The organism is Candidatus Hydrogenedens sp., assembly GCA_035361075.1.
GTDB lineage: Bacteria > Hydrogenedentota > Hydrogenedentia > Hydrogenedentales > Hydrogenedentaceae > Hydrogenedens.
In genome coordinates, this window is sequence record DAOSBX010000013.1 from 17,208 (window position 1) to 29,351 (window position 12,144).

A 12,144-nucleotide genomic window follows, 5' to 3' on the forward strand; every position below is an offset into this window, starting at 1 on the left:
AAGTCAAATGAAATGTATCCTAAAATCTATTTTCCTATTATTTTTACACCTTTCAATTATTGGTTATACAGATGTGATCATTGGCAATAGTTATATATTATCCCAATCGGGTGCATATTGTTGGTTTCAGGATCCACGTGCCGTATTTGTAGAAGGGAAATTTCTTAGAACCTACGTCGGTTGGGTAACTGCAGATGGTAAACTACAAGTAGGTTATTATGACCATAAAAGTAGAGAAATAAAAGTATATACCATAAGGGAAGATTGGGACATTGACGACCATAACGTCCCCTCTTTTCTTGTCCTACCTGACTTGAGGTTAATGATTTTCTATGCAAAGCATAATAAGGAAAATCTATATGCCCGCAGGACACTCCGCCCTGAGGATATTTCTGAATGGGAAAGCGAAATCATCGTTTCCAACATGAGTAAAGTTACGTACAGTCACCCCGTATTTTTAGCTAAAGAAAACCGATATTATGTTTTCTGGCGAGGTGAAAGTTGGAAACCTACCTTTGCTACGTCTGTAGACGGGATACACTGGTCAGAACCTAACATTTTATTCCAAGATAAAGGGAAAGAATCAAAGGATATTCGACCTTATCTTAAAGTAGTTTCTGACAATAAAAAAACGATACATTTTGCATTTACAGATGGACATCCAAGAAACGAGCCTCTCAATTCTGTTTATTATGCCTTCTATAAAGAAGGGAGTCTTTACCGTGCGAATGGGGAAAAAATTGGAGCAATGGATAATCTGCCAGTGCCTCATTCCGCTTGTGATAGGGTCTATGATGCTAAGACAACAGGGGCTCGGGCTTGGGTTTGGGATATTGCACTAAATAAGAAGGGGAACCCAGTGATTGTATATACACGATTACCAGAAGAGACGAAACATTATTATCATTATGCTTTCTGGAATGGTACACAGTGGGAAGACCATGAAATAACTCTTGCTGGACCGTGGTTTCCCGAAACTCCAACAGGGAAAAAGGAAACGGAACCCCACTATTCTGGGGGAATTTCTTTAAATCACGCAAACCCTAACGAAGTGTATTTGTCGAGAAAAGTAGGTGAATTTTTTGAAATCGAACGATGGCGTACTGAAGATGGGGGTAAAACGTGGACGACAAAGTCAATAACGACAAATTCGTCTTGTATCAACGTTAGGCCTATTGTGCCTTGGGGCTATAATAAAGAGGTAAGCCATATCATCTGGATGCGCGGACATTATAAAAGTTACACCCAATTTAATACTGCTATTGTTTGTTGGTTTGACGAATAAAGATGCATGTAGGTCAGTGTCAAACTTAAGAATAATATTATCGTTTTTAATCATATCTATGGTTATGTTACTCGGGTAGTTTGACTTGTTAACAGGCTCTTGATATACTTTTTAATTTTACAAATTATTAAAAACAAAGATAAGGGGATATATATTTGGGAAATTCTATAGTAACCTGCGGGATTGATTATGGTACGACTAATACCAGTGTTGCTATTGTAGATGAAAAAGGCAAAGAACATGTTTTAGATTTAGATGAAGATAATGACCCTTCCACATCTCTTCCTTCATTGGTCTATATAGGTTCAGATGGGGCTATTTTTACAGGGAGAAAAGCGGCCAATATTTTTATTGAGCGAAATGTCGGTCGGGAGGTTATCTTAAAATCGGAAGAGACGGGCATAGAAGTGTCTGTTATAAGTCGTGGTGAGCCCGATAAAAGCGAGTTCTACAATCCAAATTTAACTGACCCTGACCTACTGGAATCTATCTCGATTAGAACACAGGTAGATGTTAACCTGCCAGGCCGTTTATTTCAGTCCTTGAAAACACAATTGAAATATGTGAATTTTAAGGGGACAGATGTCTTCGGTAAACACTACCAAATTGAGGAATTGGTATCGTTAATACTAAAACGATGCAAACAAAAAGCAGAAGAGGCATTAAAAGCACCTATTGATGTCGCGGTTGTGGGAAGACCCGTTCATTTTTCGATGAATGAATTTGAAGATGAAATAGCAGAACGACGCCTTCGGAATGCAGGTTTAATTGCAGGTTTTAGTGACGTCGTTTTCTTCTATGAACCTGTTGCCGCCTCTGTAGAGTATATTAGCACCTCGGAAACCGAAGAGAAGATTGTTATGGTTGTAGATATTGGTGGGGGGACTTGTGATGTGTGTATCATGAAATTTGAGTCTGCGGATACAGTGGAAGAGCGGTTGAAACGAAGTCAAGTATTGGCTGTATCTGGTGATACGGTTGCTGGCGATATGATTGATAAAGAAATTATAAGGAAACGACTTTTCAGCTACTTTGGAAGTAATGCCCGCTATGGACCTACCCGTTTACCTCTCCCAAAAAATATTTTGAACGTTGTTCTGGATTGGCAGAATCTATACCGCTTGAATACAGAGGAAACCATAAATTGGCTTATTGCAGTAGAAACATTTAGCGACCAACCTGAGGCTATCCGAGCCTTGCGAATGTTAATTCAAAAAAACTGCGGTTATCCATTATCGCTTGCTGTTGAGAATGCAAAAAAAAGACTAAGTTTTTTTGAAGAATCCATGATCCAATTTCAGTATGATGAATTGTTTATACAGGAGATGATTAACAGAAGCGAATTTAAAACTATTATCGAGGATATATTAGAGCAAATACAGGAATTACTTATTGAGGCAGAAGATAAAGCAGGAGTGAAACCAGAACAGATTCACCTTGTTCTAACTACTGGCGGGACATGTCTAATTCCAGCAATTCAACAAATGTTAAAGGAACGTTATAGCCCAGAAAAAATTGTCCTTCGTGACACATTTACCAGTGTAGCCCGTGGATTAGCGGTGGTTAGCCGTTATCTATAAATCAATTTCAATATTTTTAAATCTAAACATCAATTGAGGTCTTTAAATGAACATGCCCGATGCACACACCACTACAAAGGTTCGTTTAATTCAAACAACTGCAGGCGATTGGGAGCGAGAACGATATTCACGGAAACAAAATTTTATTGAAGCCATGACTGTTATGCTCGTTATTTTATGTGCCTTGTGGCTTGTGGCTTATCCATTTGGGGTTGTTTTACAAATTAAGTCCATAAATGTATTAGTAAATCTTCTATTAGTTTTTGGGGGTGCTTATTTGCTATTAGTAGCACCTGCTGTACATAAAGACACAACACAATCGTGGGGATTGGGTAATCCAATGCAGTATTGGCGACTTGTATCTACAGGTTCTGTATACCGACGAATAGCAATTATTGTTATCTCACTAATCGTTTTCGTTGGATTAAATATTATCAATTACCAACAATGGTACCATGTAGCACGGTTTTTCCAACTCCAGGTAATAATTCGTTTCTTTGGTTTTCAGGTAGACGTATATAAACTTCCGACACAGTTTCCTGGTGTGATATTCGTACTTGTGTTTGGAAGTGTCATCTCATTCTTAATCACGTTTTGTGCTATCCGATACGACAATTTTCATACTGCCTTTCGCACTGCAATGATTGTATCCCTTCCATTGTTATTTGTTATCTTTATTTCTGCGTATATTCAACGTGGTTCGTCAGCCTTTGAGCATTTAAGCGTATCGCAATGGGCTTTGGGTGTGTTTGGGTATGTTTTTTGGGGTTTTGTCCAACAGTTGTTGTTTAGTTCCTACTTCGGCACACGATTTCGCAAAGCGTTTGCTCCTTCCACACATTCCGAAAACGTGATCACTGGAAAAAAGCAGTTAATTAAAACATTATATTTTGGGATATTAGGTGCTTTAGGAGCCATTGCCTTTGCTTTTATAAGTATATCCATTGCTTATGGACCAGAGGCGATTCCTTCACCGTCTATCTGGGCACGCCTTGCTCTATGGTTGGCAGTCTTCTTTTTCCCTATGGGGCTTGTCTATGGATATTTTTATTGTAGGGATAAAAAAAGGATGTTGGTAGCGACATTAAGTGCATCATGCTTCGGAATGATTCACATCGATTCTTACGGACTGGTGGCTGCAACATGGATTTTAGGGATTGTATTAGTCTATGTTTTTATGGAAGATAGAAATCGTAATCTTGTGGCCCTGGGTTTTATCCATGGATTGTTAGGGAGCACTTTAGGTACTCTGTTTTCAAAAAGTAATGCTGGCGTTTTAGAAATTGATTATTCTGTGGGTCCCTGGAATGTGGAAAATCCCACTTGGGGCACAATGATTATACCTGTTGTTGTTATCCTTATTTATATTACGATTTTAGTAGCGTATTTGAAAAAAGCACCTGAAGCACACGAAGGATAACACCAAGCTTATCTAATTGCTCTTTTCTAACATATTTGAGATAGTCTGGAAAACTATTTATTGCTTTGGCAATTCAACTGTATTTGTGTCAGTTTGCTCTTCCGCAGGTTTAATCTCTAACAGTTCTACCTCAAATTGAAGTAAGGCATTTGGTGGGATACGTTGATTTCCATCTTTGCCATAAGCGAGATTTGGCGGGATGTAAAGCATCCATTTCGAACCTACAGGCATAAGTTGTAAGGCTTCAACCCAACCTTTAATAACACGGTTTAGAGGGAATGTTGCAGGTTCACCACGGTCATAAGAACTATCAAACTGAGTACCATCCATTAAGGTTCCTTTGTAATGAACAGTTACCGTGTCCGTTTCTTTCGGTTTCGGTCCTGTTCCTTCTTTTAAAACCTTATATTGAAGCCCACTTGGAAGAGTGACGACACCTTCCTTTGTTTTATTTTCTTCTAAAAACTTATTTGCTTCCTGCTCATTCTTCACTGCTTCTTCTTCTCGTTTCTTCATCTGGGCGTTCATTAAGTTCTGCTGGAAAGAACGGATACAATTTTGCATCTCTTCCTCAGTCATCGCTATTTCTTTGTTTTCTAAAACATCGTTGATGGCTCGAACTAACATATCTAAGTTTGGTTTTGTATCTAACATCTGGAATGTTTTTGCAACATTAACACCTAAGGTATAACAAAGTTTGTCCACATCTGTTTCAAATTTTGGCTTTTCCGATTTCGGCTCATCTTGAGCTAATACTAAACCACTGAACAACATAGCAACACATAGAACAACACTTGAAACAATCATTAAACACTTACTTTTTTCCGACATTAACATGTAGTTATCTCCTTTAAAATGGCTTATTTTTAAATTTACTGGGAAGTCTCAACCATAAACGAAACAGCCCAATTTTACATTAGCATACTCCTAATCCCATGCAGAAATCAAATCCTTCATTTTTGGGTTCATTTTGTAATGTGTGTAATGTAAATGCTAAATAAATATTAAGAGGATAAAACGAGTTATTTCAGAATTCAAAAATAAAGGAATTACTTAACAATTTATGTGGAGTTTTAAAAAGATATATCTTCTGCTGTCACGAATATGAAATTATGAAAGTGATAAAATCAAGATGATTTGTTTTTGTGGTTTTTGTTAAACTTTATTTGGAATAGTTAGAATAATAATAAATATTAACAAGGAGTTGTTTATGAGTTATCAGTTTTTAATTACTGAAAAGGTTAATTCCTGTTTTTGGATTACATTAAATCGGCCTAAGGTTAATGCTCTATCCCGTGAGTTGTTGGCTGAAATTTATCATGCGATTGAAGAAGCAGAGACAAGTCCTGATATTAAGGTTGTAATAATTACGGGAGGAGAAAGTAAGTTTTTTGCAGCTGGGGCAGATATTCCAACCATTGCTCAGGATTTAGATGACCCGATGGGAGAAGGGAAAATGTTATCCCAAGGAATTAAAACGATGAATCGGATAGAGGCATGCTTAAAACCTGTTATTGCGGTAGTAAATGGCTTTGCATTAGGTGGTGGATGCGAACTTGCATTAGCATGTCATATCCGTATAGCTTCGACCAATGCTAATTTTGGACAGCCAGAGATTAACTTAGGTATTATCCCTGGTTGGGGTGGAACGTTCCGATTACCACGGGTTATTGGAGAAGGAAGAGCAATGGATTTATTGTTAACAGGTAGAAGTATCACAGCAGATGAGGCTCTAAAATATGGGTTAATTACTAAATTGGTAGCCCCTGAAGAACTAAAGAAAACTGCACTGGAATTAGCAGACCTTCTTGCCAGCAAGCCTCCTGTTTGTATCCGCCAACTTATTAAGTTACAGCAAAAGCGTATAGCAGACCCTGCCCATGCTTGTGAACTTGAGAAATTAGCCTTTGAACGATGTGCCAAAACGACAGATGCTCGTGAGGGAATTGAAGCCTTCTTAAATAAGAGACAGCCTCAATATAAGGGTCGATAAAAAGAAGTTAAGAATATTATAATTTCATCTTTCCATTACATTATATTGCTATTTGTGCTGATTTGTGTTAGATATAATTAAAAATACAAATTATATATAACGCTATTCTGATACGGTATTAAAATAAAATGATATATTTATAATATCTGTAAATTTATTTATTGGTAAGGACATTTGTCCTTTTTGTTTGTTCAGTCGATTCTTAATGATAGGTAGTGCTAAAATAGGAAAGTAAACCCTGAGACCGAAAGATGAAAAATTATTATTGGAAGCTTTTTTTATACGTCAAAAAAATTTTTTTGTGCATTACCATACTTCTAATTCTAATCTACCCATTGAAAGCATATCCCTTGAAAGCAGGGTCTGCCAAGGCGGAGATTACACCTGATTTAGGTGTGCCATTAAATGGGTATGGTGCACGGTTAGGGAAAGGTGCACGTGCCGTTCATGACCCACTCTGGGTACATGTCCTTTATTTGAATGATGACCAAACAGAGGTATTTATTGTATCGTTAGACCTTTGTGTTATTGACCGTGAACTTCGTGACCGCGTTATTGCAATGGCACCTGACAATATTTCACCTACAAACATTATCATGACCGCAACGCATACACATAATGGCTTTGGTGGAATGTGTAAGTATTACCCAATTCGATTTGTTTCAGGAAGATACATACCCGAACTAATTGAACGTACTGCACGAATTATTGCCCAAACCCTTCGAGAAGCGAAAAATAACGCAAAAAATGCAGTATTAGGATATGGGACTATCCAGCAGACAGATTTAACATGTAACCGACGCTATTCAGGTGGTCCTATGGACCCTCAAGTCGGTTTTATCGTTTCGGAAGATGCAAATGGGAATGAGATTGCTATTGTAGCGAATATGGCAGGTCACCCAACGTCTATTGGTGATGAGGATTTTTTCTCCTTCTCTGCTGATTATCCAGGCTATTTTTATCGTGAAATAGAAAAATTAGCCAGTCCAGGATGTGTACCCCTATTTTTGAATGGAGCGGAAGGAAACCAAACTATTCAAGCACCAGAAAATACTTCAGGGTGGGCAAGAACAGAGAAGGTAGGTCAATTATTAGCCCAACGGATTTATGACGCTCAAAAGAGCATACCGTTTTCAGATGTAAAACTAAAATTCAATTCACAAGAAATTGATTTGCCCATGAGCATTGCTGAGTTTTTCCCAAAAAAAATAGTGTTCCAATCATTACAGATCAATGACCTCGCGATTTCTTTCTTTCCTGGTGAGCTATGTGTTGAATATGCACTTCAGTTAAGAGAACTTGCGATTATGGCAGGGTTCAAAGCCCATTTTACTGTGGGCTTGTCTAATGATTACCTTTTATATTTTGTGCCCAAGCACCTTTTATTTGACCGCACTTATGAAGCAGGGATGCATTTCTTTGGACCGCAAGCGGAACAATGGGTTATTAATTCCTGTCTTAACGTATTAGGAGCGGAGCAGTTCAAACAGCAGATAGATAACACCACTCTACCTGAGAGAGAACAGACAGATATTGGGATAAGTATCATGCGGTTAACTGGAACACCTTACCAGAGAGGACTTACACGGGGAAGATTATATAAAGAGATTGTTCAGAAACGATATGAACAACTTATTTTATCCCCAGTAAAAGAAGGCAAATATCTGCCCGAAGAAGGATTATTATCTTCCTTGCCAACTTCATGGATTGATGCAAGTAGTATTATCCTACCAGCAATGGCTATTAGCATTCGTCCATGGGCTTCTATGGTGCATCCAGATGTAATTGAAGAGCTGACAGGTCTTTCTGACGGGACAGAAGTAGCCTTCGATAAAATATGGCTTTTACAAAATGCACTCAATATAAAAACTGCCCAGACTTATAACCCATTATTTGACACGCCTTTATGCACTGCTATCGCAGTATTTGGAGAACGCGCTGGAGCAAAAGATTTATTGATAGGGCATACAATTGACTGGGCTGAAAGTGAAACGCCAACTGTTTTTTACCATCAACCAAACGATGGTATTAAGTTTGTAGAAGTAAGTTTCCCATGGTTTTATGGTACCTTATGTGGGATGAATGAAGCAGGAATTGTACTATCAGTCACACGTGATACGAGCAAATTGGATTTATCTGAGAAAAACCCAGGACCTGAATTTACATTGAAACATATCTTGTCAAAGTTAACAAACTTTGAAACTGTGATTAGTGAAGTAGAAAAAATAAAATTTCCAGCTGGGTATCACACTATCATTGCTGGTAAAAGCGCAAAAGGAAAATGGGTAGCCCAAACGTTCCCCTCACATCCTTCGGAAGATATTTCTACGGAGGCATTGAAAAATCAAGGTGTTGTATTGGGGTGTGGTTCATTAGTGTCTTCATCTGAAACTACAGTAAAGAGATATTCGATATTACTTAAGAAGGTTGAGGAGGAGCGAATTATAAGTACGGACGAATTAAAAGCCATAATGACATTTTCTGATGAGGAGGACGTTTCACTTCCTCAGATATGGAATGAACAAAGTAGGTGCACTGTAATTTTTGAACCTACTGAAAAAAAGATATGGATAACGATAAGAAGAGATGATGGAAAACCATCAAGTTATATATCAATGGAGTTAAACAACTAAAAACAGATATGAGCGAAACGTTACGGGTATATTCAACCCCGAAATATGGTACGCGAAGGCATAGCCGAGGAATTTTTAAGTTTTTACTTAATCTATTTATTGTGTTGATTTTACTTGCAATTATTTTAACCCTCTGGCTATCAAGAGATTCATATCCTGCAGAAAATTTTATTCCAAAGCAGACAAATTTCCAGATTTTCAGTCCTCGATTAATGCAAAATCGGATGCTTCTCGCAAATACGCCGTTATGGAACTTAGTTGAACCAAATTCTCCAGCTATAAAGGTAAAGCAGTTATTATCAGACCAAGAGCAGATTCCTTTATGGGTCGTCAAACATTTAATCTATGACTTCTTCTATTTTTCTATTAATGATCTCGATACATTTAATGATTATTTAATTATCGTTCGCTTATCCAGAGTCGGCTGTGTCCTTGAAACGTTATTTACCTTATCCCACACAGTAGAAACAGATTGGGCAGGTGGGTTAAATTTAAAATTTTTACCTGACCAAAAACTTTATTACACACGAAAAGGACGAGTTCTATTATTATCTCCAAACAGGCAAACAATGATTAATTCCATTACCCAAGATATCAGAACGCAATCCGAAACAATCCTTTCTGCAGAAATCTCAAAAAATCAGGAAAAACACCTCGCATGGGGGACAATAAAAATACCTTGGGAAAATATAAAATCTTTAATTCCCGAAGTAAAATTCTATATAGGATTAACAGAAACTCAGTTAGGTGTGAAAAGTGAAGCCACTATCCATCCTGACCCTGAAAAACCATGGACTTTATTATTAGCTCAATTAATTTCAAAACCTATTCGGGAACCGATAGAGGGCTCATTTTCATGTGCAATTGACACAGGAGTCCCCTTAAAGACATGGATTCGGGCTTTTGAAACAATTCCTACAACAACGGATATACTTGTTCCTCCAATAGAAAAAGAAATTTCTCTATTGGATTGGATAAAAACCTTTTCTCCTTTAGTCAATAATCAGTTCTATCTTTCGCTGGATGGCTTTTATGTAGATGAAATTATCCCGTTTATGCCTAAATATTGTATAGTTGCAACAACACAGCCCAATATATGCGAAAGTTTTACCCAATCACTTACACGTATAAATGTGAACATATTGGGAGAAAAAAATAAAATATTGCCGACTGAGAAAGCAAATGAATTTATTTTCCCGATGTTCGGAAGTTCGCAGACAGATTTACATATTAATTGCTCAGAGAATCAACTAATCTTTTATACCAATGCGGAACTTGGAAACTTACTTACTGAGCACCTCAAATCCCAGATATCTAACCAAGAAAACAGTTCATCTTTTATCCTCCAGTTGAAACCTGAAAAACTAATAACGGAGTTTGAAAATTCTTTACTACCATTACAAGAGTCAAACATGTTCAAATTTCGTAACCCTGAGAAAATAAATAATCTGTTCAGTAAAATCAAGATATTCAAAGAATTTAAGATTAAAATCAACCTAAATCAGGGGCAGGTTAAGGCAATAAGTATCTTAAATTTTGGTACTGAAGTAAGTCAAACAAATATGGAAAGTTCAAAACAAAAATAACATATATTGACACAATTTAGCAAGTATAAGGTATAATTTTAATAATAGAGATATAAAATATTGACAAAAAAACTTGATTTTTAATTTTAGATATGTTAAATTATTTAAAGACTTTATATATATCGTTAAGTATAAAATGGATTTATAGTTAAGGAGTTATGTTGTGAATGATGACTGTTGTTATGGTAAAGCCTTCCTATCAGTAGGTTGTAATCGTGATTTGTTTCTCTCCAATCTTTATCAATTTATCGAGTTTTCCATCGAAGACGATATCATTAATGAAATGATACAATACCTATGCGAATTTTCACCCCATCACATTAAAGTGCTTCATAAAAATATCTTGCAAAAACGTGAGATTGAGCGACATGTTTGGATTGAGTCTGAAAAGCATGGTAGAGACATGAAATACGAAGCCACCTATGAGTGGATTATAAAGTATGCCCCCATATTTAATAATTGGTATGAACAAGAATACGGGAGTAAGTTTCGTTATTTCTCTCTTGTAGCCAGCGTTTCAAATTAAATTACATCCTTTAATAATACACCGACCTTCGTAATAACATGTTTCGTTAATTATGTATGCATGTTTTGTCCCTTTTGTTGTAGAATATAGGGAGGATATATAAAGGGATAGTTATGACTAATTGCAACACACGAAATACAATAATTCTCCTCGCCATATTCATATTTACATTGCACCTGTTTTTAGCGGGGGAAAACATAGTCAAAGTAAAGGTCATAGAAATTTCTGAAGGAGACCTGTTTACTGCTCAAGGTATCGATGATTCACAAGAATTCAAGATAAGAATATACGGTATAGATAGCCCTGAACAAGGCCAAAACTATTTTGAGGAGGCAAAAAAAATTCTTTCAGACCTTATAAAAGATAAAGAAGTAAACATTGATATTTTGACACAAGATAGTATCGGCAATAAGGTTGCTCATGTTCAGACAGACGATGCTACTAATGTTGAAGAATTGATGGTTAAGGAAGGTTATGCGTGGTGGGATGAGGAGAACGCAAAAGAAGCAATTGAACTGAAAAAACTTTGTGCAGAGGCTATTCGACAGAAAAAAGGTTTATGGGCTGATATGTCTCCATTATCTCCATGGGATTATCGTAGAGGTAAAGGGTTAGCACAGATAACCTATAAAGTGGAAAAGAAAGAAGAGAAGAAAACGGAAGAAAAAGAGGAAAAGAAGGTGCTAAAAGCCAAGGGGAATGAAGTATACAAAGGCACATTTTCTACTTCGAATGCACCCTTTGTAGATGTTTCAAAAATCAATTTTAATGAAGTAAAAGTAGACCCAAATGAATTGTTAAGCAAGCATCTGCCTACAGTGGCAAAAGATTCGTCAGGAAATGCTATCGGCTTGGCAGTCCCAAATATTAACCAAATCCCTTATGCTAATGCTCTTGGTTTCCAAGATGGTGATATTATTTCGTCTGTGAATGGTATTCAAATAAATGACTTCTCTCAAATTATGCCAATATATGAACAGCTTAAAGGTGTGAAGGAATTATCTGTTCAGGTAATACGGAATGGAAAGCCGATAACACTTAATTTCCGCCTCCCCTAAATTGTATCAAGGTTTACACCTGAATTTTTGCACTTATTTTTTATAAGCATCACTAAGGAATTG

9 protein-coding genes are annotated in these 12,144 nt (G+C 36.9%); 8 read left to right on the forward strand and 1 reads right to left on the reverse strand.

Going from position 1 to position 12,144, the window contains the following annotated elements:
* Positions 1-7: 7 nt before the first annotated feature.
* The 3 genes from PLJ10_05690 to PLJ10_05700 all read left to right on the forward strand — a co-directional run bounded on the left by PLJ10_05690 (position 8) and on the right by PLJ10_05700 (position 4,285).
* Entirely contained in the window at positions 8-1,285 is a 1,278-nt protein-coding gene (locus PLJ10_05690) for a BNR-4 repeat-containing protein (GenBank protein ID HOK09137.1), read from the forward strand.
* A 155-nt stretch (positions 1,286-1,440) separates the two neighbouring features.
* On the forward strand, positions 1,441-2,865 hold the full coding sequence (locus PLJ10_05695; protein HOK09138.1) for an Hsp70 family protein: 1,425 nt from the start codon (positions 1,441-1,443) through the stop codon (positions 2,863-2,865).
* 46 nt (positions 2,866-2,911) lie between these two features.
* A complete protein-coding gene (locus tag PLJ10_05700) occupies positions 2,912-4,285 on the forward strand; it encodes a hypothetical protein (protein ID HOK09139.1) in 1,374 nt (457 codons plus the stop codon).
* Positions 4,286-4,342: 57 nt separating this feature from the next.
* Here the strand turns inward: PLJ10_05700 and PLJ10_05705 are convergent, their stop codons facing one another.
* Positions 4,343-5,122 (reverse strand): FKBP-type peptidyl-prolyl cis-trans isomerase, encoded by a 780-nt coding sequence (locus PLJ10_05705; protein HOK09140.1) that lies wholly within the window; start codon positions 5,120-5,122, stop codon positions 4,343-4,345.
* 373 nt (positions 5,123-5,495) lie between these two features.
* On the opposite strand from PLJ10_05705, the gene PLJ10_05710 reads away from it, so the two are divergent.
* The 5 genes from PLJ10_05710 (at position 5,496) to PLJ10_05730 (ending at position 12,081) form a co-directional block, all read left to right on the forward strand.
* Positions 5,496-6,278, forward strand: coding sequence for an enoyl-CoA hydratase-related protein (locus PLJ10_05710; protein ID HOK09141.1), 783 nt, complete (start codon positions 5,496-5,498; stop codon positions 6,276-6,278).
* Between the two features lie 350 nt (positions 6,279-6,628).
* On the forward strand, positions 6,629-8,911 hold the full coding sequence (locus tag PLJ10_05715; GenBank protein ID HOK09142.1) for a neutral/alkaline non-lysosomal ceramidase N-terminal domain-containing protein: 2,283 nt from the start codon (positions 6,629-6,631) through the stop codon (positions 8,909-8,911).
* A gap of 8 nt (positions 8,912-8,919) precedes the next feature.
* Positions 8,920-10,497: a hypothetical protein gene (locus PLJ10_05720; GenBank protein HOK09143.1), complete on the forward strand. Its 1,578-nt coding sequence runs from the start codon at positions 8,920-8,922 to the stop codon at positions 10,495-10,497.
* 163 nt (positions 10,498-10,660) lie between these two features.
* The gene (locus tag PLJ10_05725) at positions 10,661-11,023 is read left to right on the forward strand and encodes a hypothetical protein (GenBank protein ID HOK09144.1); all 363 of its coding nucleotides are present in this window, start codon (positions 10,661-10,663) and stop codon (positions 11,021-11,023) included.
* A 113-nt stretch (positions 11,024-11,136) separates the two neighbouring features.
* On the forward strand, positions 11,137-12,081 hold the full coding sequence (locus PLJ10_05730; protein ID HOK09145.1) for a thermonuclease family protein: 945 nt from the start codon (positions 11,137-11,139) through the stop codon (positions 12,079-12,081).
* Positions 12,082-12,144: the final 63 nt, after the last annotated feature.